We start from the raw sequence: 23,376 nt of genomic DNA, 5'->3' as shown, positions 1-23,376 counted from the left end.
CTCGAACGGGTGACCGACGGGTGACGCCGGCTCGGTGACCGACGAACGGCGCCGACTCGGTGGCCGGCGGCGACGCAGGACGGGTCGTCGACGCCCGGCGGTCACTCCCCCGCCGCCGCGGCGTCGACGCCGACGCTCGCGCGGGTGCGGTAGAGCCGCTCGGAGAGCGCGACCGAGACCAGCGCGAGCGCGACGAAGACGACGAACCCGCTGGCGTAGCCCGACTCGCCGAAGCTATCGACGAACAGCCCCAGCACCGGCGGGACGACGAACCCGCCGAACGCGCCGAGCCCGCCGACCAGACCCGAGGCGCCGCCGACGGCCTCCGGGACGTACTTCGGCACCAGCTGGAAGACGGCGGCGTTGGCGACGCCGATCCCGACCGCCAGACAGACCGTCGCCCCCAGCGCGGTCCCGTAGGTGCGCGTGACGACGAGCCCCAGCGCCGCGATGCCGACGACGACGAAGCTCCCGACCGCGGTCACCTCGCCGCCGATGCGGTCGCTGAGATACCCACCCGGCACCCGCAGGACCGCCGCGGGCAGGGTGAAGGCGATCGCCGTCAGCGCCCCGGCCGCCTGGACGCCCATCCCGTGGATCGCCGTCCAGTAGGAGGGCAGCCACACCGTCAGCGCCAGGAACCCGCCGAAGGAGGTGAAAAACAGCGCCACCAGCCCCCAGGTCCGCGGGATCGCCGCGGCCTCGCGGACCGAGGCGAAGGCGTCACCCCCCGGGAACAGCTCCTGACCGTACGCCTCGGCTCGCTGGCGGGCCTCGTCGGTATCGAGGCCCTGCTCGCGCAGCTGAAACGAGGGCGGGTCGACCGCCAGCGCGGCGTAGGCGACCGTCCCGAGAACGAGGAACGCGAACCAGACGAGATACGAGGTCGTTAGCCCCAGCGCCGACAGCGCGATCGGCAACAGGAGCGTGAACAGCCCCGGCGAGCTGTTGCCCAGTCCCGCGTACACCGCCAGCACCGTCCCCTGGCGGTCCTTCGGGTACCAGTAGGAGGTCTGGGTGGTGCCCACGGAGAAGGTGGCGATCCCGCAGCCGCTCAGGGCACCGCAGAAGAACACCAGCGGGTACAGCTCCATCGACAGGCCCTCGGGGTAGGCCGTCACCAGCAACACCGACAGCCCCGCCATCCCGACGATCGACAGGCTCAGGAGGACCAGAAACGGCTTGCGCGGGCCGACCTCGTCGACCCACGCGCCGAAGGGGATCCGCAGCAGCGACCCCGTCAGCTGGGGCGCCCCGACGAGCAGCCCGAGCGCCAGCCCGGACAGCCCCATCGCCGACTCGAACTCCGTCGCGACCGGCCCGTACAACACCACGCCGGCGAAGCCCACGAAGAAGCCGAGCGTCGCCGACGCCAGCCCCCGGCGCGAACTCCCGCGTATCCGATGCACACTCATACTGGGTCGAAAATAGTACGCCCGTAATGTTGTTCCGATCTCTCTCGCAAATACTGCACCACTCTAGACTGTTTCGAGACGTTCGGTTGATTTTCTAACCGACTATCGATCGAACGTCGTTCGATCTGTCCGCGTCTGTCCACGCGACGGCGGTGGCCCGAGCGTCATCCCTACTGTGGAGGCCACCGCGCGCTCGCGCCCGCTCGGTCGCGCGACGAGGCGCCGCCCGCGCAGTGGTCGAACTCGCCGCAGAGCCAGTCGGCGACGACCGCCGCGAGTCGACGGTGGGCCGCCTCGGTCCCGATCCGCGCGGGACTGTCGCCGCGCTGGCCGCCGTAGGACCCCGCCTGGGAGTGGTTCATCCCCTCGATGCGCTCGACGGTGGCGGCGGCGGGCAGGTTCGCCCGGCTGTCGGCGAACTGCTCCCGGTCGAGTACCGAATCGCGCGTCCCGAGGACCGCCAGCGCGGGCATCTCACGGATCGGCCGGTCGCAGTAGGCGCCGACGAGCAGCAGGCCGTCGACGGCGTCGGGGTGGTCCCCGGCGTACCGACACGCCATCGCCCCGCCGAGCGAGTGCCCGCCGACGACCCACCGCGAGACGTTCCGCTCGCCCGCGATGACCGCGTCGGCCCGACCCGCCGAGAACACGGCGAGGTTCGCCCGCATCTTCGGGACGACGACGGTGACGTTCGCGCGCTCGGCCAGTCGGGCCGCCGTCGGGAGGTACGCGTCGGGCGCCACCCGACCGCCGGGGTAGAACACCACGCCGAGGCGCTCGACGCCGGGGTCGGCGTCCGAGACGACGAACCCGCCGTAGGCCTCGGTCACGGTCACGTTCCCGTCGGCGAGGACCGACTCGCGGACCTCCGCGGGAGCGTGGTGTGCGAAGACGCCGAAGTACGCGTAAAAGACCAGCCCGCCCGCGAGCGCGAGGACGGCGACCGCCGCGGCGATCCGGACCGCGATCCCCCGCGCCGACCGGGCGTCGATCCACGCGCGGGCGTCGTCGACGGTGGGGAGCGACATGGTCGACCCACGGCCGCCGGCCGCGTCAGTCTACCGGCCGGCCTCGTCGGCGAGCGCATCCGGACCGAGGCCATCGTTGAGTACGCCCAGGCCGAGCCCGTCGACGAGCGCCTCCCGTCCGAGTCCCGCGACCAGGTCGGCGGCCCGGTCGTACGGCGACCCCGCGGCCGAACAACCGTCGGGGCGGTCGGTACCTACGTGGGCAAAGACACTATCGACGAACGCCTCGCGGGCACGCTCGTTCTCGAACAGCCCGTGCAGATATGTCCCCAGCACCCGGTCGGTCGCCGCGCCGGCTCCGGCGTCGGGGAACGGCCGGTCGACGGCGGCGGCGCCTCCCCGGTCGAGCACGCGCGTCTCGCCCATGTGGATCTCGTAGCCGGAGACCGGCCCCGCGGCGCCCGCGAGCGGGCCGACCCCGTCGAGCCGGCGGGTGGCTCGCTCGACCCGTTTGTCCGTCGAGAAGCGCGTCTCGACCGGCAGGAGTCCGATACCGTCGACGGTGTCGAGGTCGTCGGTGCTCTCGATATCGGCCGCAGTGATGCGCTCGCCGAGTATCTGGTAGCCGCCACAGAGGCCGACGACCGGCCCGTCGAACGCCCGGAGTCGCTCGGGGAATCCCGCCGCCCGCAGCGCCCGCAGGTCGTCGACCGTGTTCTTCGTGCCCGGGATCACAACGGCGTCGGCGCCGCGGCCGGTCCCCGTCCCGACCGCCTCGGGGTCGGCGAACTCGGCGTCCAGCGGCAGGTAGGCCACGCGGACCCCCGGCTCGCGGGCCAGCGGCGCCAGGTCGGTGAAGTTCGAGATCCGGGGCAGGCGCGGGACGGCGGCGGTGACCGCCCGGTCGTCGGGGACGCCGTCGTCGCGTCCGCGCACCGCCCGCTCGCCCTCGGCGGGGAGGTCGACGCTGTCCTCGGCGGGCAGACCCGGGTCGTCGTGGGGGATCACGCCCAAAATTGGGACGCCCGTGCGCTCCTCGACCTCGTCGATGGCGGGGTCGAGCAGCGACTCGTCGCCGCGGAACTTCGTGAGGACCGCGCCCGCGACCCGCTCGCGCACGTCGTCGGGGAGCAACTCGACGGTGCCGACGAGGCTGGCGAACGCGCCCCCGCGCTCGATGTCCGCCACGAGGAGCACGTCGGCGTCGCCGAAGCGCGCGGTCTCGATATTGGCCAGATCCCGGTCGCGCAGGTTCGGCTCGGCGATCGACCCCGCGCCCTCGGCGACGACCACCTCGTGGTCGGCGGCGAGCCGTTCGTGGGCGCGGCGGGCGGTTTCGCGGGCGCGCTCCCAGTGGTCCTCGTAGTACTCCCCGGCCTCGTAGTGGGCCACGGCCTCGCCGTCGAGGACGAGCTGGGACTCGCCCTCGCCGCGGGGTTTGAGTAGGACCGGGTTGTGGTCCGTGGTGGGCTCGACTCGGGCGGCGCGGGCCTGGACGTACTGGGAGACGCCGATCTCGCCGAACGCCGCGGTGTCCGCCTCGGTGTTCCCTTCGGTGTCGTCCCCGGTGACGGCCTCGGCTCTCGGCACCGCGCGGGCGTTGTTGCTCATATTTTGCGCCTTGAACGGCGCCACGTCGACGCCCCGGTCGGCGAGCAGCCGACAGAGCCCGGCGGCGACGGTGCTCTTGCCGACGTGGCTGGCCGTTCCGGCGATCAAGATCGTGCGTGCCATCCAGCGGTCGCTCGTCGATTCGACGCCGAGCGGTAAATACGGGGCGGAGACCCCCGGCCGTCCCCGCCGTACGGGTCGGCCGGCGACCGTCGAGCCGGCGAGCTACGGCCAGTCGGCGGGGAGTTCGGCCTCGTTGTCGTCCAGCAGATCCAGTACGGGTTCGATCTCGTCGAAGGCCGGACCTTTGGTCACTTCGTGACTCGTTCGGTTCCAGTCGACGGGGCCGTACTCGGCCAGTTTCGGCAGGTGGACGTGTCGCAGTAAGTGCGCGACAGCCGTTCGATCTGCGGACGGATGGGACTGTTCGGTTCTGAGAGGGGGGAGAGACCGTGACTCACGAGCTGTCGCTCGCGGTGGAGTTGTCAGCGGCCTCCGTGTGGTGGTGTTCCGGTAGCCGTGAATAACCCCGTGTTTAGGAAACGCCTCAAACGTGCGGCAGCTGATAGGTCGGTCGCTTCGTCCGCACGCGTCCGGAGCGGTCGAACGACTGAAGTGACGACGCCGCCCATCCGAGCGCGGACACCGACTCCATGCCCGACGACCACTACGACGCCCTCGCCGACGACTGGCGCGACTACGCCGCGGTGCCGTGGCGCGCGCAGGTGCTCTGGCCGACCCTCGACGAACTGCTCCCCGACCTCGACGGGAAACGCGTCCTCGACGCGGGCTGTGGCGACGGCACCCACGCCGCCGCACTCGCCGACCGCGGCGCCGACGTGGTCGGCGTCGACGCCAGCGAGGGGATGGTCGCCACCGCACGCGAGCACTACGGCGACCGCGACCGCGTCGCGTTCCGCCACGCCGACCTCACCGAGGGCCTCGACTCCCTCGCCGACGACAGGTTCGACCTCGTCCTCTGCCAGCACGTCTGCTCGCACGTCGCCGACCTCGGACCGGTCGCCGCGGCGTTCGCCCGCCTGGTCCGCCCGGGCGGCTCGGTCGTCCTGTCGACCCACCACCCGTTCCACGAGTTCCTCGTCGTCCGCGACGGATCGTATCCCGACACCCGGGCCATCGACGGGCTCGACGCGCGGCCCGCCGTCGACGCCGACTCCCCCACGTACGCCGACGCCGAGCGCTACGACCTCTACTGGAGCGGTGAGGCGCCCGAGGAGGGGTCGGACGGCGGCGACGAGGCCGACCCTACGACCTTCCATCGCCGGCCGCTGGACGCGCTCACCGACCCGCTGTTCGACGCCGGCTTCGCCCTCACCGGCCTGCGCGAGCCCGACCTCTCGGAGCGGCTGGACGACGAGTTGGCCGAGGACGTGTCCACACTGCTCGACCGACCGCCCCGGTCGATCTGCCTGCGCGCCGAACTGACCGAGTGACGGTGCGAGAGTCCTCGACCCGCTCGCTAGCTGTCGATTCCACCGCACTCGCCGGTAGGCGGTGAAAGCCCTCGACCCGCTCGCTAGCTGCTGTTGCTTCCGCAGGAAACCGCAGGCGGTGAAAGCCCTCGACCCGCTCGCGGTCGCTGAGCGACATATCCGCGCTCTCGGCACCGCCCGCGCGGATAGGGGTCGCTCAGGCGACTACCGGCGCGAGCGCGCTTCGCCCTTTCAGTCCACCAGGACCGCACAGCACCGCGACTGCCCCGCACAGCACCGTAGACGGCCTCACACCACCCCAGCCGATTCGCTCGCCTTCGGCTCTCTCATCCCTCGCGCGGCTATTTCGAGCGGCCCGCCACGAGGCGGGCACGCTCACGGCAGAGCCGTTCGCATCGAGGCGCTGCGCGCCTCGCACCGCTCGACAGCGCACGCCAACCGCACCGTTTTCCGAATCCACAACAGCGTACACCGACCGTACCGCTCACCGCACGGCCCATCGGTCGGTCGCGGCCCGCTCCAGCCGGTTCGACGGTCCCCGACGCCCGTTCCGGCGACCGATCACATAAGAGTCAGACGCGTGAAAGGGCCGGTATGGCCTCCGAACGCCCTCCAGACGGCCTCGCGATCGAGACGAACGAGTTGACGAAGCGGTTCGGTGACGTGCTGGCGGTCGACGGCCTCGACCTGTCGATCGAGCAGGGCGAGGTGTACGGCTTCCTCGGGCCGAACGGCTCCGGGAAGACGACGACGATGCGGATGCTGACGACGCTCACCCGACCGACCAGCGGGTCGGCCCGCGTGATGGGCGTCGACGTGACCGACCGTCGGGAACTGATCTCCGTGGTGGGGTATCTCCCCGAGGAGCCGCCGCTGTTCGACGAGCTGACCGCGCGCGAGCAACTGCGCCACGTCGCCGCCCTCCACGACATCCCACGCGAGACGGCCCACGACCGCATCGACCGCTACCTCGACCGCTTCTCGCTGGCCGACGAGGCCGACCGCCGGCTCGAAGGCTTCTCGACGGGGATGCGCAAGAAGGTGGGGCTGATCGCGACGGTGCTGCACGAGCCGCCCGTCCTGTTCCTCGACGAGCCGACCAGCGGGCTGGACCCGCGGGCCGCCCGGACGGTCAAGGACCTCGTCGCCGAGCTCTCCGGCGGTGAGACGACCGTGTTCCTGTCGACGCACATCCTGCCGGTCGTCGACGAGCTGGCCGACCGCGTCGGCGTGCTCCACCGCGGCGACCTCGTCGCCGAGGGGCCGCCCGACCGGCTCAAACAGCGCGCCGAACACGGCGAGGCGGGGTCGCTGGAGGACGTGTTCCTCGAAGTGACCACCGACCACGCCGAGGAGGCGACCGCCGCCGAGGCGAGCGCGACGGCGCCGGACGGCCAGTCATGAACGTCGGCCACAGCCTCCGGCTGACCCGCATCGACGTGCGGCGGATGGTCCGCAAGCGGACCGACCCCGACAGCTGGGCGACCTCGGTCGTCTCGGTGGGCCTGTTCGCGCTGCTGACGCTCGGGCTCACCGCCGGTGGCGTCTACGGCGGCCGCGCGCTGGGCCGCGCGCTCGCGTCGGGGTCGCTCGATTTCGTCCCGGCGGCGACGGCCGAAGCCGCCCGCGGGTTCGTCGGCGTCATGTGGATCATCGGCGTCGTGGTCTTCGCCGTCCGCGCCGTCGGCCAGCGCGGCACGCTCACCAACGCCGAGGGGGTCCTGACGGTCGTCCCCACCGTCGAGGCCTACCTCGGTCTCGTCGCGAGCGAGTTCGTCTACCTGCTGATCTGGACGCTGCTGCCCGCCGCCGGCGCCGGCGTCGGCCTCGCGCTCGGCACCGGGACGCTCTGGCCGGCCGCGGGCGTCCCGCTGGCGCTCGCCCTCGGTGGCGCGACCGTCGTCGCCGCCGCGTTCGCGCTCGGGCTCGGCGTCCGCCACGTCGTCACCCGCTTTCCGTTCGTCGCCCGCCACAAGACCGGCCTGATCGCCCTCGTGTTCGTCCTCTACATGGCCGCCATCGTCAGCGGGTCGCTCAACCAGGCCGCCGGTGTTCTCTTCGAGCCGATGGCCGCCTCGCCCGTCGGCTGGTACGCCGACCTCGGACTCCTCGGCCTGCCGAACGTCGCCGCCGACGCGACGCGAGCGGGCGCGGTCGTCGCCGGCTCGGTCGGCTTCGCCGCCGTCGCGGCGGCCGCGGGCACCTGGGTCGCCAGGCGCCACTGGTTCGCCGACCCCGCCCTCGCCGGCGAGGACGAGGACGACCCCGTCGAATCCGACACCGCCGGAGCGACGAGCGCGACCGCCGCGGCGACCACCGACGACGACTGGCTCGCCCGCAGACTCGAAGCCGTCGTCGACCGGCCGACCGCGGCGCTGGCCGTCCTCGCCTGGCGCCGGGCCGCCCGCGCGCCGCTCAAGTTGATGTACGCCGCCTACCCCCTCTTCTTCGGGACCGGCGCGTTCGTCGAGATCCTCCAGACCGGCGAGATCCCGGTGTACCTGCCCTACGCCCTGCTCGTGTTCGTCGCCTGGGCGGGCGGCGTCGTCTTCACGCTCAACCCGCTGGGCGACCAGGGGTCGGTGCTCGCGCCCACCATCCTGAGCGAGGTGACCGGCCGGAAGTTCGTCCTCGCGCACGTGCTGGCGGGCCTGGTCGTCGCCGTCCCCGTCGGGACGGTCCTCGTCGGCGTCGTCGCCGCGCTGAGCCCGGTCGGTGCCGGAAAGACGGCGATCCTCGTCGGCCTCTCGCCCGTGGCGATGGTCGTCGCCGCCGGCCTCTCGGTCGGCATCGGCACCGCCTTCCCCCGCTTCGAGGCGACGAACGTTACCCGCTCGATGGAGGCCGTCGTCCCCAGCCCGTGGGCGTTCGTCCTCTTCAGCGCCCACGTCGTCCTGACGGCCGTCGCCGCCGTCTTCACCGGCCTCGAAGGCGCGCGCGAACTCGGCGCGACGCTGATCGGCGGGATCGCCTCGATCGTCCTCTCGACGCAGGTGTCGCTGGCGCCGAGCACGCTCTACACCGTCAGCGCCGTCGCGCTGGTCGTCCTCCTGTTGCTGCCCGCCCTCTCCTACCGCTACGCCGTCCGCACCTTCGACCGCTACGAACTCGCCTGAACGACGGCCGACCGACGGGTAACAGGCCCCGACCCGGTCGCCCGCGCCGCCCCCTCAGTACTCGGTGCCTTTGCGGGCGCTGTGGCCCGACTCGATCGGGTGAGACTCCTTGCGGACGTTCGTCACCAGATCGGCGGTCTCGGTCACGAACTCCGGGCGCTCGTGGCCCCCAGTCAGGACGAGTTCCAGGTTCTCCGGCTTCGACTCGACCAGTTCCCGCACGTCGTCGGGGTCGACGAGCCCGCGGTTGCCCGCGTAGCAGATCTCGTCGAGGATCAGCATGTGGACGCCGTCGTCGGCGGGGCCGTCGAGCGGCAGGGGCGAGGACAGGTCCGCCTCCCCGGCGGCCGCGACGATCTCCGTCGCTCGCTCGAAGCCGCCCTTCGCGCGGGCGGCGTGCTCGTCGTCGTCGGTGCCGTCGTGGAAGCGGTGCCAGCCGTAGTGGCCGCTGTTCTCGTAGGAGTACCCCGGCAGGGCGTGGATGGCGTTGTACTCGCCGCGCACGTCCTCGACCGTGCTGGTCCCGCCCTTCATGAACTGGAGCATGTGGACGCGGTAGCCGTGGCCGGCCGCGCGCATCCCCATCCCCATCGCCGCGGTCGTCTTGCCCTTGCCGTCGCCCCACCAGACCTGGACGAGTCCGAACTCCTCGGGCGCCGCCGGCTCGATCGGTCGCGGTTCCAGCGGGTCGGCGCCTCGGAGATCGTCGTCTGTGGTCGCGTCGTCGCTCATGTCGGTGGCGTCGCCCCCCAGCCCCGTAGCCGCTTCGACCGGCCCGCGCTACTCGCCGATCCCCGAGACGGTCGCGCGACCGCCCGAGCGGACGCCGTACTCGGCCGCCGCGACCGAGTCGGGGATCGCGTCGCCACCCTCGCCGCCGTACCGCGCGGCGAGACTCGCCCGGACGGCGTCACGGACGCAGACTCGCGCGGCCCGTCCCACGGGCGTCGCGCTGCCGGCGAACGCCGCGGGCTCGCCCGACGGGTCCGACCCCACGACCACGGCGTCCGACGTGGTTCCCGTGAAGCCCGTCTCGGCCAGCAGCGTCGCGGTCTTGGCCTCGACGGCCGTCGCCAGCAGCGTCGCGAGCACGCCCTCCTCTAGCGCCCGCGTCGTCCCGACGACGAGGTTCACCGTCCCCGGCCGCGGCGGCTCGTCACCGTCGGCGTCCTCGGCCGGAGCGCCCGCCGAATCCGAACCGGCAGTCGCCCGCCGGTCGTCCATCGAGAGGCGTGCCGGGTTCGAGACGCCCGCGGTCGCCACGACCTCGACGCCGTCCAGCCGGGCGCGTCGCGCGTGTCGCAGGTCGACGCCGGTCAGCATCGCCGGCCCCGCCTCGGAGAACCCGGCTCGCTCCCGGCGCTCGGCGACGTAGGCGGACAGATCCGTCCGGTCGAACCCCTCGGGGACCGTGCAGTTGTACGCGGCGTCCGCCCGCTGGTACCCGCCCGAAAATCCCGTCGAGAGCCAGCGCGTGTCCGGACTGCGCACGCACAGCACGCCCGCCGAGACCCTACTCTCGAACATCCAGCGCTCCCAGCAGCCGGTCGTGCTCGGCGGGCGTCCGAACCGCGACGCGGACGTGCGTATCGAGCCCCGCGAACGACCGGGCGTCCCGGAGTTCGATGCCGGCCGCCCGCGCCCGCGAGAGCAACTCCTCGACCCCCTCGTCGCTCCCGCAGTCGAGCAGGAGGAAGGGAGCGGTCGCGTCCTCCGTGGGCGAGTCGGGCCGATGCACCGAGAACCGCGGGTCGGCGTCGAAGGCCGCCCGCAGGCGCTCGCGCTCGCTCGCCACGCGGTCGCGCGTCTCCGCGACGAACGCTGGGCTGTCCATGCAGTGAGCCCCGACCGCGGCGGCCGGCCACCCGAGCCCCCAGGTGATCGCGGCCGTCCGGACCCGCTCACCGAGGTCGCCCGTCGCGACGGCGAAGCCCGCCCGCAGCCCCGGCAGCCCGAACAGTTTCGTCAGCGACCGCGCGACGACCACGCCCGGCTCGCCGGCCAGCGACGGCCGATCCGTGAATCCCAGGAACGCCTCGTCGACGAGCAGCACCGTCCCTGCCGCGCGACAGCGGTCGGCGAAGTCGGCCAGCGCCGACGGTTCGTAGGCGTCGCCGGTCGGGTTGTTCGGGTTGCAGACGATAGCGAGCGCGAACTCGCTCGGGTCCGCGGACAGCACCGCATCGTGGGCGACCGCCACGGGCTCGCCCCCCTGCAGTTCGACCTCGCGAGCGTACTCGCCGAAGCTCGGTTCGGGCACGAGGACCCGGTCGCCCGGGTCGACGGTGACCGCGACGGCCAGACGGATCGCGGCCAGCCCGCCCGCCGTCGGGATCACCGCGTCGGCGTCGCAGTCGACGTAGCCGGCGGCGGCCCGCCGGTAGTCGAGGTAGTCCTCGGGCGGGTAGGTTCGCGAGCCGTCGAGCGCGCCCGCGTACACCTGGGCGACGCCGTCGGGCACCTCGGGGTTGACGTTCGCGCTGAAGTCGAGGGCGTCGGGGTCGTCGCTGCTGCCGTGGGCCACTGCCGACCCCGCGAGCCGCGCGACCGCCTCGTTGTCCATACCGAGGGGTCGGCCAGCGGCGACATGAAGCTCCCGCTCCGAACACGTCCGTCCCGACGGATCGCCCAGACAGCCGCTCGCGACGCCCGCGAGCGGCGGTTCGACTCCCACCGCCGTCTCGGCTACTCCCAGGTGTAGCCGAACTCCTCGGAACTCCGGTCGATATAGCGATTTTCGAGCACCTCGCTGACGGTCCGGCCGAGTTCGTCGATGGCCTCGTCGATGTCCGCGCGGTCGGCCCGGTCGAGCCGGTCGTCCCAGGGGTCGGGCAGCTCGTCGGCGAGTTCGGGCGCGAGATAGCCCACGTCGCCGGCCGTCTCGTTCCAGTAGAAATCGAGCGCGGCGATCATCCCCAGCTCACGTGCGGCCTCGAACTGCTCGTCGTCGAGGTAGCTGTTGTCGACCCACTCGAGGAAGGCGTCCTCCCAGGCGCCCTCCGCGAGGAACTCCGCGAGCGCCTCGCGGCGTCCCTCCTCGCCGGTCCTGGTCTCCGGTTCCTCGACCGCGTCGTAGTCGCCCGGGTCCTCGGCGGCGTCGAGTCTCGGCGGGTTCGGCACATCGGGGTCGAATGACATACTCCCCCTTCGGCGGTCGGTGCATTGAGGGTTTCCCACGGAGGACCGACCGCGAGACGGGACGAGTCCGCGCGGCGCCGCCTCAGAGCAGCAGTCGCTCGGCCACTTCGGCGTCCTCGCGGCGGTTGACGTTGACCGCCAGTCGGGCGTCGTCGCGGACGAGCGTCCGGTCGGGGCCGTCGCCGACGACGTTGACGCCCGCCGGCGCGAGTTCCTCGCCGTCGTGGACGAACGTCGTGTCGACGCTCACGCCCAACGCGCTCTTGAGGAAGGTCGGCGCCGCGACGGTCAGCGATCCCGAGTCGTGAGCGGCGAGCACGCTATCGACCGCCTCGGCGTCCAGCAGCGGCAGGTCCGCGGCGACCGTCAGCACCGGCCCGTCGACCCACTCGTCGGCCAGCGCGTGCTGGAGGTCCGCGACGTACCCCTCGCCGGGCGTCTCGATGGTCGGACAGTCGACGTGGGCGGCGGTCTCCGGGGCGTGGGGCGAGACGACGGCGTACACGCGGTCGACGCGGCTGTCCGCCAGCGCCGCCAGCACCCGGTCGACCATCGGCTCGCCGTCGACGGGAAACAGGGGCTTCTCGCCGTCGGAGTCGAGCCGCGTGCCCTTCCCGCCGCAGATCACCAGGGCGTCCACGCGACCACCTCCCCGAGACCCACCGACTCCCAGGGACCGACCGGCACGGCGACATCCGCGCGCCAGGCGACGAGGCCGGCGTGGAGCGCGGCCACCCGCGCGAGCTCGTTCGCCCCGCCCACCACGTCGCCGGTCACGCCGTCAAGCCGTCCGCGGGCCCACCACAGCAACGCGAGCGCGACCGTCACACCGCTCGCGAGCGCCGCGAGGGCCGCCAGTGACGGGAGGGTCAGCGCAACGGCCGGCGCGGTGAGGACGAGCGGAGTGACGAGCCCGCGCGGCGGCGTCTCGTCGGCGACCGCCGCGCCGAAGCCGTCGTGGGCCGCCGAGCCGAGCGCGACCAGCGTCGCCATCGCCGCCTTCGCCGCGACCTCCGCGGCGACGACCAGCCCGACGGCCGCCGCGACCGGCAGCGCCGCGAGCCCCGCCCCGGCCAGCGCCAGCCCGACGACCACCGCGGCGAGCGCCAGCGTCCCGCCGACGCCCAGCGTGGTGTCGCCCATCACCTCCCGGCGGCGCTCGGCGTCGCCGTGGACGACGGCCGCGTCGCCCAGGTCCGCGACGCCGTCGAAGTGGTTGATCCCCGTCAGCGCGACCACGGCGACGAGATACGCGAGCCCGACCGTCACCGCGGGAACGGGTGCGAGGACGCCCACCGCGACCGGCACGGCGGCGAGCCCGCCCAGCAGATAGCCCGCGACGGGCAGCGTCCACGGCGCCCGTCGGAACGCCTCCCAGGCCCGCTCGTCGCGTCCCACCGGGAGCCGCGAGAGAAATCCCAGCGCGCCGCGGATCGCCGTCGGAGCCTCCTTCAGGCCCACGTGAACACCCCCGCACCCACGTCCGTCACCGCTCCAGCGCCCGCGTACGTCACCGCGGCCGCACCCAGATACACCAGCCCGCCGGCCAGCCCCACTCGGCGGACCGCCCGCTGGGCGTCCTCGACCGTCGGCAGCCGCGCGTCGGCGTTGATGTCGTACGCGCCGGGTTTGACGAGTCGGACGCCCAGCGCGGCGGCGACCGTCCCCATCGGCCACCCGGAGTTCGGCGAGGGGACGCGGTCGAGCCAGCGCCGCGCGACGAGCGCCGAACCGGGCGACAGCGACGCCGCGGCGATCAGGACGGCGCTCGCCCGCGCGGGCGCCCACATGACCGCGTCGTCCAGCCGCGCCGGCGCCCACCCGACGGGCTTGCTCCGGTAACCGAGCATCGAGTCCATCGTGTTCACCGCCTTGACCCACGCCGCACCGGCCGCGCCCAGCGCGACCGCCGCGACGGCCGGGTCGAGGGCGGCCGGGCCGACACCGACCGGGAGGGGTCCCGGAGGCAGGACCACGCCGGCTGCGACCGCGACCGCGGCGAACGCGCCCAGCGGCGCGACCAGCCCGTCGGCGAGGTTCTCGGCGACGCTCTCGACGACCGCGCTCCGCACCTCGCCGGGCGACAGCGCCGCCGCGTCCCGGCCGGCGAGCGCGCGCAGCTCGGCGCGGGCACCGTCGATGTCCGTCTCGGTCAGCGTCGCGACCTCCAGTCCGACCGACAGCAACCGCCGGAGACTCGTCGTCAGGAACAGGGCGACACCGCCGGCGACGGCGCCCGCGAGCGGCCGCCAGGCGCCGGCCGCGGCGACGACTCCGCCGACGGCCAGCGCCGCGGCCAGCGGGAGCGCGACGGTCGCGAGCGCGCCGACGACTCGCGACCGGGTCCACGACCGGTCCAGCGGCGCGACCAGCCGGCCGAACCAGGCGACGGGGTGGGCGCGCGTCGGCGGCTCGCCGACGGCCGCGTCGAGCGCGAGCGCCAGCCCGACCGCGACGGTGCTCAGCGACACTCCCTCCCCTCCAGTCGCGCCGGCAGATCCGCCAGGTGGGTGTCGTCCAGGAGGACGCTCCGCGCCCCGGCCGCCTCGGCGCCGCCGTCGGTCTCGGGGTCGTCGCCGACGTGGATCAGGTCCGCGAGCGGGACGCCGAATGCCTCGGCGACCGCCTCGAACGCGCGGCGGTCGGGCTTGCGCCACCCGCAGTCGACGCTCGCGACGACCGCGTCGAAGCGGTCGGCGTCGAGTGCCGACCGGTCGAGCGTCCGCTCGACGAGCCCGTTGACGCTGCAGTTCGAGAGGACCCCGACGGGACCGCGCTCGGCGGCGGCCGCGACGGCCGCCCCGGCGCCCTCGCGGGTGTCGACCGGTCCGTCGAACGCCGCGCGGACGGCCGCCGCGACCGTCCCCGCGTCGGCGTCGACGCCGCGGCTCGCGAGCGCGTGTCCGACGTGGTCCGACAGCGCGAGTTCCGCGCCCGACTCGACGGTGACCTGCGGCTCGCGGTAGGCCGTCGCCCAGCCGTCGGGGACCGCGACCCCGCGTTCGCGGAGCTGCCGGGCGACCGCCTCGGCGGGCTCGGCGGGCCGGGAGACGGCGACGAGCGTGCCGAACAGGTCGAACGAGACTGCCACGCACCCCCCGTCGAACCGCCGCACCTTGAACGATACGGACTGTTCAGCACCGGGACCGCCCCGAGACGGGGAACTGTGAGAGCGACCGACCGTCGGCGGCGCCGCTCGGCGAGGCGTCGCGATAAATAAAGGGGTGTGCGGGCCGGTTCGGCCCCGGGTCACATGGGTCGTGGGCCGCGCGCTCGGCTTCGGGCAGGCCTGAGCTGTCGGCGAGGCGTCCGGACGGCCGTCGTCAGCGAGACTCGCCGTCCGCGTTCACCCACTTGGCCCGTCGGATATCGTACTTCCCACAGACCGGGCAGGTGTGATACTGGATGTCGAACTGCGTCTCGCACCCGAGACACAGATACGGTAACGCCTCGGGCTCCGACAGCCCTGAAGCGCGTTTGGCCCGTTCCAAGACGCCCATCGTGACCACATCCGTACCAGAACCGCTCCTACTAAAAAGAGCGAGGATAGTTTACACCCGGCGAAAACGCTCCCGTCCGGGCCTACGCCCGCGTTAAGCCGTGTTCTCGTCTCCAGGGCACCGGCGTCCGCTCAACCCCCTGACGCGCACCGAACGAGCGGGGCGCGGCGGCGACTCGCCGCTCACTCCCCGCCGGAGTCGTCGCGGTCGTCCGCCTCGGTGACGGGGACGCGCGTCGGCCCGCCGTCGCTCCCGCGGCCGTCGCCGGGGCGGCGCTCGCCGTCGCCGCCGACCGGGAGTTTCTCGCGCATCTCGCTGGCAAACGATTCGACGCGGTTGCGGACCGTCGAAGCCTCGTCCTCGAAGCGCTCGACGTTGCGCTCGACGGCGTGGACCCGGTCCCGCGGGATCTGTTTCATCAGGTCGTTGCCGTCGTCGTCGGTCCCCGACTTGAGCATCCAGTGGTCGCGCGCGTAGACGACCTCCTCGTTGTCGACGGTGACCTCGGTCGTCCCCTCCTCGGGGTCGTCGTAGACGATCGTCGCCTGGCCGAGTTCGATTTCGTCCATACCCCGACTTGTGGCCCCAGGGGTTTACACTCGGCGGCGACGAACGCCGACTACATTCGATGGCCGGCCAGCGGCTTTTGTCGCCGGCGATCCAACCGGTCACGTGACCCAGCAGTTGACACCCGGCGAGATATTCGACCGGGCCGTCGAGGAGGGCGAGCGCCGACTCGACCAGTCGCTCCTCGAACTCGCCTCGACGAGCTTCATCGCCGGCTTCACCGTCCTGTTCGGCGTCGTCGCGCTGGGCATCGTCGAGGGGCTCGTCCGACCGACCGCCGGCCACGCCGCCCGGGTCGCCGGCGCGCTGGCCTTCGCGCCCGGGGTCGTCTTCCTCGTCGCCGGGCAGACGGAACTGTTCAACGAGAACTTCTCCGACCCCGCCGCCGCCGCGGTCGAGCGCGGCGTCTCCGCCGTCCCGTCGCTGCTGCGCCTGTGGACGCTCACGTTCGTCTTCAACCTCCTCGGCGGCGGCCTGCTGGCCCTCGTGTTCGCCGTCGACGGCGCGATCCCACCAGCCGGGGCCGACGCGCTCCAGCGCTTCGCCGAGGAGACCGCACACCGGCCCGCGCGCACGTGGTTCACCCGCGGCATCGCCGGCGGCGCGCTCGTGAGTCTGCTCTCCTTCCTCGTGGTCTCCGTCCGGAGCGACGGGAGCCGGCTCTGGCTCGCCTACGCCGTCGGCTTCATGCTCGCGCTCGGCCCGTTCGACCACGTCGTCGTTTCCATCCTTCACGTCGTCCTCGGGACGCTGCTGGGCGCGACGGTCGGCCCGGAACGGCTCGCCGCGATGACCGCCGTCGTCACCGCCGGCAACCTCGTGGGCGGGCTCGGCCTCGTCACCGTCACCCACGTCACGCAGGCGATGGGAACCGACGAGTCCGAGGAGTAAGACGGTGTGTCCCGGTCCGTGAACGACCGGCGTCCGCCGGCGCGCGTGTGGGAGGGGTTGGGGTCGGACGTGCGCCGACGCCGGGACACCACCGTGGACTGGCAGCCACCAGCCCCACGGCGCTCAGGACTCGTCCGTGTTAGTCCTTCGCACCACGTCGTCGACCCGTCGGACACGCTCCCGGAGGGGTGATGGCGCTCGGCGGTCGACTACGGTTCGGCCGAAAACCAAGTCCGCCCTCCCCGATTTGAACGGGGGGCAAGTCGATCTACAGTCGACTGCTCTACCAGTCTGAGCTAAGGGCGGGCGCACTTGCAGGTAGCCGCCGTGTCGGACTTAACCGTTTTGACTCGCGGCGGGAGTGGGAGAGTGACCCAGCCATACCGACGGCGACAGACACGCGTCAGACACTGCGGGAAGATTGAAATACCCGGGCGACGACGGATCTCACGAGTCGGATGAGCAAGATTACCTTCCGCGCGGACGACGATCTCATCGAGCGACTCGAGGGGTTCGACGCCTCGAAGAGCGAGATCATGCGGGAGGCCCTGCGGGAGTATCTCGGCGAGGGGACGGACACGCGACCGAGCGCGACGGCGACGGGGTCGACGCCGACCGCCGAGGCGTCGGACGCGAGCGAGTCCATCGACGACCTCATCGCCGAGCGCGTCGACGCCATCGTCGCCGACCGCCTGGACGGTGCGTTTACGCCGAGCCAACCCCAGGACATCAACGTAAACATCGCTCTCGACGGCGAAAACGCCCCGTCCAGCCGCTCGGAGGCCGACGCGTCACCGGCCCCGGCGGCCGAAGCGTCGGGCGTCGATCCCGGTCGTAAGACAGGCGCGGACGCGGGCGAAAACGCGCCCGACGACGCGGAACGGTCGTGCGGAAAATGTGGCGAAAACGTCTCCTCTGGGCACGTTTACTGCCCGAACTGTGGGGAGAAGGCGTCCCACCGCGTCTTCTGTGACTGCGGGGACGAACTCCGGTCGGACTGGGCCTTCTGCCCCAGCTGCGGCCGCCGCACCCCGGCGGCCGACGTGCTCGACCAATCCTGAAACGCCGCAAACGCTACACAGAGCGGATTAAACGCCGTAAACGACCGAGTGTATGACGCTCGCCGTTACCTTTATAACCCTACACCCAGATGTAATTCCTGCGTAAGACGGTCGTCTTACACGGGCCGCGGCGCGGACGTGTGACCCGCGCCTTCGTGCGATTACGTCGGATGGGAGTTCGAAGTCGCCGTGTAAGACGAACGGGCGACCGCGTCCACGGCTGCCGTCTTACCCAAAGGGGAACATCAAACATGGAGCGTGTGACACTACGGATTCCGAAGCAGCAGATCGAAGAGGTCGAGCGAATGGTCGAAACGGGGGAGTACCCCAACCGGAGCGAAGCCATCCGGGCGGCCGTCCGCGAGAAACTAAACGAGCAGGACGGGAGCAAGGAGCGCCCCTCCGAAAAGCGCAAGCGGCGCAGCTTCCAGAGGGCCTGAACGATGCAGGATATCGTCAAGGAGGCCCTCGAACGGGACGAGGCCGAGCAGAAGCAGATGGACGAGCAGGAGGGCGACGGCTTCGGCGACCCCCGGATCGTCATCGTCGGCTGCGGTGGCGCCGGGAACAACACCGTCAACCGCCTGTACAACATCGGCGTCGACGGTGCCGACACCGTCGCCATCAACACCGACAAGCAGCACCTGCAGATGATCGAGGCGGACACGAAGATCCTGGTCGGCAAGTCGCTGACCAACGGACTCGGCGCCGGTGGCGACCCCGAGATGGGCAAGCGCGCCACCGAGATGGCCCAGGGTACCATCGAGGAAGTCCTGGGTGACGCCGACCTCGTCTTCGTCACCGCCGGCATGGGCGGCGGGACGGGGACCGGCGCCGCGCCGGTCGTCTCGAACATCGCCAAAGACCAGGGCGCCATCGTCGTCGGGATGGTCTCGACGCCGTTCAACGTCGAGCGCGCCCGCACGGTCAAGGCCGAGAAGGGTCTCGAGACCCTCCGCAGCGAGGCCGACTCCATCATCGTGCTGGACAACAACCGCCTGCTGGACTACGTCCCGAACCTGCCCATCGGCAAGGCCTTCTCCGTGATGGACCAGATCATCGCGGAGACGGTCAAGGGCATCTCGGAGACGATCACCCAGCCCTCGCTCATCAACCTGGACTACGCCGACATGACCGCCATCATGAATCAGGGTGGCGTCGCAGTCATGCTCGTCGGCGAGACCCAGGACAAGAACAAGACCGAGGAAGTGGTGAAAGACGCGATGAACCACCCGCTGCTGGACGTGGACTACCGCGGGGCGACCGGCGGCCTCGTCCACATCACCGGCGGCCCCGACCTCGCGCTGAAGGAGGCCGAGGGCATCGCGCAGAACATCACCGAGCGCCTCGACGCGAGCGCCAACGTCATCTGGGGCGCGCGCATCGAAGAGGAGTACAAGGGCAAGGTGCGGGTCATGGCCATCATGACCGGCGTCAAGTCCGCGCAGGTCCTCGGTCCGACGACCCAGAAGCAGGCCGACAAGTCCCGTCAGGCGCTCGACGACGTGGACGACTCGACCTTCGACGCCAGCGAGAACGTCGACACCGAGTTCGGCGACTCCGGCGGCATGGGCGGCGGCCACGGCGCAGGCGGGAACTCGGGCGGCGAGCCCGACTACGGCCACACCGACGGCGGCCGCGACAACTTAGAGAAGAACAACGGGCTGGACGTCATCCGCCCGGATTAAGGCTCCCGGGTCGGTCCCACTGGAGACCCCTCCACCGGTTCCAGGGACCGCTCGACCCACTCTCTCTTTCCGTTTTCGACCGGCCAGTGACGACGCCGAGTGACTCGCGGGTACCCGTCCGACACCGGAGCGCCGCGGCTCGTCACACAGTGTCCGACACCGGAGACAGTGACGACGCGCTCGGAGCGAGCCAGCGGCGAACCCGACCGTTCAGACCGCTTCCAGCGCGTCGAGCAGGTCGCACTTCCGGCAGACTTCGCGGCCGGTCGGCGCGCCACACTCGTCGCACTCGCCGTAGTCGGGCGCTTCCGTCCCGCCGAACGCCGACGCGGCGAGCGCCGCGAACTGCTCGTAGCCGGCCATGATCGAGTGGCGCGTCCCCGGGTGGTTCTCCTCCATGTCGAGCAGCAACTGCTGGACCTCGCCCCGATACGCCTCCTCGGCGTGGGGACACTCCGTGATGTGCGCGGGCAGGTCCCGGAGGTGGGCGTACAGCGCCACCTCCTTCTCGGGCACGTCCCGCAGCGGCTTGGCCCGCGGGACGTGGTGGTCCTGAGCGTGGCGCGGCCGCTCGGTCGGGTCGCTCGGCGGGTCGACCGGGTCGCCGTGGCGGTCCTCCTCGGGGAAGGGACCGAGCGACGCGTCGTAGTGGCTGGCCATCTGTCCCACGTCGCCCTCGAAGACGTTCATCAGCGCGGTCTGGGCCTCGTCGTCTAAGTTGTGGCCCGTCAGCAGTTTGTCCGCGTCGAGCTTCTCGGCGTACCGCTCCAGCACGTCCCGGCGGAAGACGCCGCAGTAGGCGCAGGCGGCCATCCCCTCGGGGTCGTCCTCGACCACGTCGTCCATCTGCACGCCGAACTCCTCGGCGTAGGAGACGACCTCGTGGCGCAGCTCCAGGTCGGCGGTGAGTTCCTCGCAGGCGTCGATCGACTCGTCGCGGTAGCCCTCGATCCCCTCGTGGATCGACAGCGCGACGAGTTCGATCCGCGGGTCCTCGCGGAAGGTGTCGTGGAGGATCTCGGTGAGGACGACCGAGTCCTTCCCGCCGGAGAGCCCGATCACCCACGTCTCGGGGTCCTCGGGCGTCGCCGATCGCGGGACCAGGTTGTCCTCGCGGACGCGCCGGCGGACGCGGGTCTCGACGGTCCGACAGAAGTGCTCCTCGCAGAGGTGCAGCCCGGAGTAGGCGGCGCCCATTACCGCCGACTCGCCGCACTTGTCGCAGTCCATCGCCCCGACCTACCGGGGCGACGGCCCTCAGGGTTTCGTTCCCTGCTCGCCCGGCGCCAGTCGGCCCCGGCCCTCGGCGCCGACGACGCGACCCGCTCGCCGGCCGGGCGGTCGACTGGCCGTCACTCCCCGGCCGACTTGTCGTCCGTCCCCTCGGCGGGCTCGGCCGGTTCGGCCGGTTCGCAGGGGACCGCGACGGTGACGGTCGTGCCGTCGTCGACCGCGACCGCGATCTCGCCGTCGGCCCAGTGGACCAGCCAGGTGACCAGCCAGAGGCCCAGCCCCGCTCCGTGCTGGGTTGGGGTCTCGACGAAACTGTCGGTAAGGACGCGGCGCTCGACCGCCGGCATCCCGGGGCCGTCGTCCGCGACGGTGAACGTCACCGTCCCGTCCTTGACCGCCGCGCCGATCGCGACCGTCGGCGTCGGCGCGTCGTTGTGCGCGATCGCGTTGCGCGCGAGCTCGTCCAGCGCCACGAGCAACAGGTCGCCGTCGGGGACCGCGACCGGTTGTTCGGGCCCCGCCGCCCGCACGTCCGCGTCGGGGAACTCCTCGCGGAGCGTCGTCGCCACGTCTTCGAGGATGGCGTCGGCCGGCCGAGCGGCCGTCTCCGTCGGGCGGGCGCCCAGCGATGACTCGATGGCCCGCGCGTGGTCGGCCAGATCGAGCAGCGACTCGCCGCGCCGTCGGATGCGGTCGGCCTCGGTCCGGGTCGTCTCGTCGTCGCTGCGCTCGGCGATGCGGTCGGCGTTGCCGACGACGACCGTCATCGCGTTGCGGAGGTTGTGTCGCAGCACCCGGTTGAGGACGATCACCTCCGAGCGGCGCTGGGCGAGCACCTCGCTCAGGTCGTTGAATCCCGCTTCGAGTTCGGCCCACTCGGTCGCGCCCGTCAGCGAGACGGTCGACCCGTAGTCGCCGTCGACCAGGGCGCCGAACCCGCCGTGGAGCCGCTCGATGTTGCCGACGAACTCCCGGTAGAGCCAGGCGCCCAGCGCGGCGATCGACAGCAACACCAGCCCGAACGCGCCGGCCTGAGCGGCCGTGGCGGCCCACAGCTGGGACTCGAAGGCCGCCCGCGTCGTCGTCGCCGAGACCGTCCAGCCCGTCCCGGCGACCGTCTCGTCGGCGCCGATCAGGTCGGCGTCCGCGCCCTCTTCGGTGACCGGTCCGGCCGCGTACAGCGTCGTCCCGTTCGCGCCGATCCGGATCCCCTGGGTCGGTCCGGAGTTGGCCCGGACGATCGCCGACAGGTCGCCCCGGTCGAGGTGGAACGCGCCGTTGAACGTCCCGACCGTCTCGCCCGAGCGGCGCAGCGGCGTGCTCACCGTCACGATGAGGTTCCCCGTCTCGGCCCTGACGGGGTCGCTGACGTAGGTCTCGCCCGCCATCGCCCGCTCGAAGTACGTCCGGTCGCCGAACTGCTGGCCGACGACCCGGTCGCGGGCGGCCGGCGTGAGCCCCTCCGAGTACAGCCCCGTCATCGTCCCGTTGGCCGCGATCACGGAGGCGCCGCTGAACTCCGTGGTCCGCACGAACGACCGCAGCCGCGCCGCCTGCGGTTGCGAGCCGTGGTCGACCAGCGACGGCGCCGACCCCCACAGCTCGACCTGTCGCTCCCGCTCGGTGAGCACGGCGTCGAGCTGGGTCGCCACGGACTCCGCCGAGTGGGCCAGCTCGGTCCGCTCCTGGGCGACGACCGCGTCCCGGTAGAGGACGAACCCGACCAGCGACGTGGCCGACAGCACCAGCGCCACCAGCGCCAGCGCCAGGACGAACCGCGTCCGGAGTCGCATCGCTTACCCTTTTCCGACGAGCCGCATAAAACCGCGCGCCTCCGAGATCGGTCGCTGATAGCTGCGGTCGTCCGTCCGACACGAGACGGTGGCGGCGCCGAACCGACGGCGCCGCGCCGGCGTCGAGAAACCGTTTTCCCCCTCGGGCGGCTACCTCGCGTCGATGACCGACCTCTCGCGCGAGGAGGCCGTCGCCCGCGTCGAGGACCTCGTCGCCCGCGTCGACGAGGAGCCCATGCCCGTCCCCGTCAGGGAGATCTGGGTGTTCGGCGACGCCGCCCTCGGCCTCGACCCCGTCGAGCGCCTCGACATCTATCTCACGAAAGACATCCTCGTCGGCGGCGACGACAGCGACACCGAACCCGACGAGCTGACGCTGGGCGTCGACGGCATCGGCGAGACGGTCCGGGCCGACTGGGCCGCCGAGCACACCGAACACGTCCGCACCAACGCCAACGGCTACGCCGCCCCCGAAAAGTGTCTGGCCGCCCACCTCGTCGACGACGACGAGCCCGTCCACCTCGAAGTGTGCAACGCGTCGTTCGACGACAACGTCACCCAGCGCCTGGAAGGGGCCCTGGCCACCGGCGACTACGAGAACATCCTCGACCCCCGCGGCGCCTGCCTGTGGGTCGACGGGCAGCGCAGCGAGGAGGCCTTCCGGAAACTGCGCGACGGCGACTTCGTCCTCCCGACGCTGTCGGGCGCCCTGGAGATGCTCGGCGCCGAGCCCGACGTGGCCGAGGAGGCCGCCGACGCGCTGCGCGCCTACCGCGAGCGCCAGGAGGGCGCGACCGTCCGCGGCGACGTGGTCTAGAGCCCGCCCCCCTCGACTGGCCCGCCGGTCACCCCGAAATGACTGCCTGACTCGTTCAAGCGGCGCATAACTATCGGCCGCGGCCGCGTCCGTCGCGGTATGCTCCTGTGGGCGATCCTCCTCG

Annotated in this window: 23 protein-coding genes and 1 tRNA gene; 8 read left to right on the top strand and 16 right to left on the bottom strand. The window is 72.1% G+C overall.

Translation table 11 applies throughout. From position 1 onward, the window contains the following. Nucleotides 1–101: 101 nt before the first annotated feature. The 3 genes from HZS54_RS08510 to HZS54_RS08500 all read right to left on the bottom strand — a co-directional run bounded on the left by HZS54_RS08510 (nt 102) and on the right by HZS54_RS08500 (nt 4,117). Nucleotides 102–1,415 carry an MFS transporter gene (locus HZS54_RS08510; protein ID WP_179921873.1) on the bottom strand — a complete coding sequence of 438 codons (1,314 nt, stop codon included), beginning with the start codon at nt 1,413–1,415 and terminating at the stop codon, nt 102–104. Between the two features lie 170 nt (nt 1,416–1,585). Further along, on the bottom strand, nt 1,586–2,443 hold the full coding sequence (locus tag HZS54_RS08505; protein WP_218927131.1) for an alpha/beta fold hydrolase: 858 nt from the start codon (nt 2,441–2,443) through the stop codon (nt 1,586–1,588). 30 nt (nt 2,444–2,473) lie between these two features. Next, entirely contained in the window at nt 2,474–4,117 is a 1,644-nt protein-coding gene (locus HZS54_RS08500) for a cobyric acid synthase (RefSeq protein WP_179921871.1), read from the bottom strand. A 530-nt stretch (nt 4,118–4,647) separates the two neighbouring features. On the opposite strand from HZS54_RS08500, the gene HZS54_RS08495 reads away from it, so the two are divergent. The 3 genes from HZS54_RS08495 to HZS54_RS08485 all read left to right on the top strand — a co-directional run bounded on the left by HZS54_RS08495 (nt 4,648) and on the right by HZS54_RS08485 (nt 8,564). Next, on the top strand, nt 4,648–5,448 hold the full coding sequence (locus HZS54_RS08495) for a class I SAM-dependent methyltransferase (protein WP_179921869.1): 801 nt from the start codon (nt 4,648–4,650) through the stop codon (nt 5,446–5,448). 594 nt (nt 5,449–6,042) lie between these two features. Then, nucleotides 6,043–6,852, top strand: a complete 810-nt coding sequence (locus HZS54_RS08490) for an ABC transporter ATP-binding protein (protein ID WP_179921867.1) — start codon at nt 6,043–6,045, stop codon at nt 6,850–6,852. Beyond that, nucleotides 6,849–8,564, top strand: a complete 1,716-nt coding sequence (locus HZS54_RS08485) for a hypothetical protein (protein ID WP_179921865.1) — start codon at nt 6,849–6,851, stop codon at nt 8,562–8,564. Before HZS54_RS08490 ends, HZS54_RS08485 begins: the two co-directional genes overlap by 4 nt. A 54-nt stretch (nt 8,565–8,618) precedes the next feature. On the opposite strand, the gene HZS54_RS08480 is transcribed toward HZS54_RS08485, so the two are convergent. The 10 genes from HZS54_RS08480 to HZS54_RS08435 form a co-directional block, all read right to left on the bottom strand. Beyond that, complete coding sequence (locus tag HZS54_RS08480; RefSeq protein WP_179921863.1) at nt 8,619–9,296, bottom strand: cob(I)yrinic acid a,c-diamide adenosyltransferase; 678 nt, start codon at nt 9,294–9,296, stop codon at nt 8,619–8,621. A gap of 48 nt (nt 9,297–9,344) precedes the next feature. Further along, nucleotides 9,345–10,091 (bottom strand): adenosylcobinamide amidohydrolase, encoded by a 747-nt coding sequence (locus HZS54_RS08475; protein WP_179921860.1) that lies wholly within the window; start codon nt 10,089–10,091, stop codon nt 9,345–9,347. Continuing rightward, nucleotides 10,078–11,127, bottom strand: coding sequence for an aminotransferase class I/II-fold pyridoxal phosphate-dependent enzyme (locus tag HZS54_RS08470; RefSeq protein ID WP_179921858.1), 1,050 nt, complete (start codon nt 11,125–11,127; stop codon nt 10,078–10,080). Before HZS54_RS08470 ends, HZS54_RS08475 begins: the two co-directional genes overlap by 14 nt. A 122-nt stretch (nt 11,128–11,249) precedes the next feature. Beyond that, on the bottom strand, nt 11,250–11,702 hold the full coding sequence (locus HZS54_RS08465) for a DUF7992 family protein (RefSeq protein ID WP_179921856.1): 453 nt from the start codon (nt 11,700–11,702) through the stop codon (nt 11,250–11,252). A gap of 82 nt (nt 11,703–11,784) precedes the next feature. Next, entirely contained in the window at nt 11,785–12,327 is a 543-nt protein-coding gene (locus HZS54_RS08460) for an NTP transferase domain-containing protein (protein ID WP_179922976.1), read from the bottom strand. Next, entirely contained in the window at nt 12,327–13,163 is an 837-nt protein-coding gene (gene cobS, locus HZS54_RS08455; protein WP_246391853.1) for an adenosylcobinamide-GDP ribazoletransferase, read from the bottom strand. The genes HZS54_RS08460 and cobS overlap by 1 nt, the downstream gene beginning before the upstream one ends. Continuing rightward, the gene (locus HZS54_RS08450) at nt 13,154–14,173 is read right to left on the bottom strand and encodes a CobD/CbiB family cobalamin biosynthesis protein (protein WP_179921854.1); all 1,020 of its coding nucleotides are present in this window, start codon (nt 14,171–14,173) and stop codon (nt 13,154–13,156) included. Before HZS54_RS08450 ends, cobS begins: the two co-directional genes overlap by 10 nt. After that, nucleotides 14,164–14,793: an HAD family hydrolase gene (locus HZS54_RS08445; protein ID WP_179921852.1), complete on the bottom strand. Its 630-nt coding sequence runs from the start codon at nt 14,791–14,793 to the stop codon at nt 14,164–14,166. The genes HZS54_RS08450 and HZS54_RS08445 overlap by 10 nt, the downstream gene beginning before the upstream one ends. Nucleotides 14,794–15,025: 232 nt before the next feature. Then, a complete protein-coding gene (locus tag HZS54_RS08440; RefSeq protein WP_179907706.1) occupies nt 15,026–15,211 on the bottom strand; it encodes a hypothetical protein in 186 nt (61 codons plus the stop codon). Between the two features lie 173 nt (nt 15,212–15,384). Beyond that, on the bottom strand, nt 15,385–15,771 hold the full coding sequence (locus tag HZS54_RS08435) for a hypothetical protein (protein ID WP_179921850.1): 387 nt from the start codon (nt 15,769–15,771) through the stop codon (nt 15,385–15,387). A 103-nt stretch (nt 15,772–15,874) separates the two neighbouring features. On the opposite strand from HZS54_RS08435, the gene HZS54_RS08430 reads away from it, so the two are divergent. Beyond that, entirely contained in the window at nt 15,875–16,660 is a 786-nt protein-coding gene (locus HZS54_RS08430) for a formate/nitrite transporter family protein (RefSeq protein WP_179921848.1), read from the top strand. Nucleotides 16,661–16,892: 232 nt separating this feature from the next. Here HZS54_RS08430 and HZS54_RS08425 read toward each other — a convergent pair. After that, a tRNA-Tyr gene (locus tag HZS54_RS08425) sits at nt 16,893–16,966 on the bottom strand. 152 nt (nt 16,967–17,118) lie between these two features. Here HZS54_RS08425 and HZS54_RS08420 point away from each other — a divergent pair. The 3 genes from HZS54_RS08420 (at nt 17,119) to ftsZ (ending at nt 19,409) form a co-directional block, all read left to right on the top strand. After that, complete coding sequence (locus HZS54_RS08420; RefSeq protein WP_179921846.1) at nt 17,119–17,721, top strand: double zinc ribbon domain-containing protein; 603 nt, start codon at nt 17,119–17,121, stop codon at nt 17,719–17,721. A gap of 251 nt (nt 17,722–17,972) precedes the next feature. Beyond that, nucleotides 17,973–18,161 (top strand): ribbon-helix-helix domain-containing protein, encoded by a 189-nt coding sequence (locus tag HZS54_RS08415; protein WP_006881776.1) that lies wholly within the window; start codon nt 17,973–17,975, stop codon nt 18,159–18,161. A gap of 3 nt (nt 18,162–18,164) precedes the next feature. Further along, the gene (ftsZ, locus tag HZS54_RS08410; RefSeq protein ID WP_179921844.1) at nt 18,165–19,409 is read left to right on the top strand and encodes a cell division protein FtsZ; all 1,245 of its coding nucleotides are present in this window, start codon (nt 18,165–18,167) and stop codon (nt 19,407–19,409) included. Nucleotides 19,410–19,619: 210 nt separating this feature from the next. On the opposite strand, the gene ncsA is transcribed toward ftsZ, so the two are convergent. Then, nucleotides 19,620–20,639, bottom strand: a complete 1,020-nt coding sequence (ncsA, locus tag HZS54_RS08405) for a tRNA 2-thiolation protein NcsA (RefSeq protein ID WP_179921842.1) — start codon at nt 20,637–20,639, stop codon at nt 19,620–19,622. A gap of 122 nt (nt 20,640–20,761) precedes the next feature. Next, a complete protein-coding gene (locus tag HZS54_RS08400; protein WP_179921840.1) occupies nt 20,762–22,435 on the bottom strand; it encodes a sensor histidine kinase in 1,674 nt (557 codons plus the stop codon). A 163-nt stretch (nt 22,436–22,598) separates the two neighbouring features. On the opposite strand from HZS54_RS08400, the gene HZS54_RS08395 reads away from it, so the two are divergent. Continuing rightward, a complete protein-coding gene (locus tag HZS54_RS08395; protein ID WP_179921838.1) occupies nt 22,599–23,252 on the top strand; it encodes a DUF7095 family protein in 654 nt (217 codons plus the stop codon). Nucleotides 23,253–23,376: the final 124 nt, after the last annotated feature.

The sequence above is a fragment of the Halosimplex pelagicum genome, assembly GCF_013415905.1.
Lineage (GTDB): Archaea > Halobacteriota > Halobacteria > Halobacteriales > Haloarculaceae > Halosimplex > Halosimplex pelagicum.
This window is presented reverse-complemented; position numbering and strand designations above follow the sequence as displayed.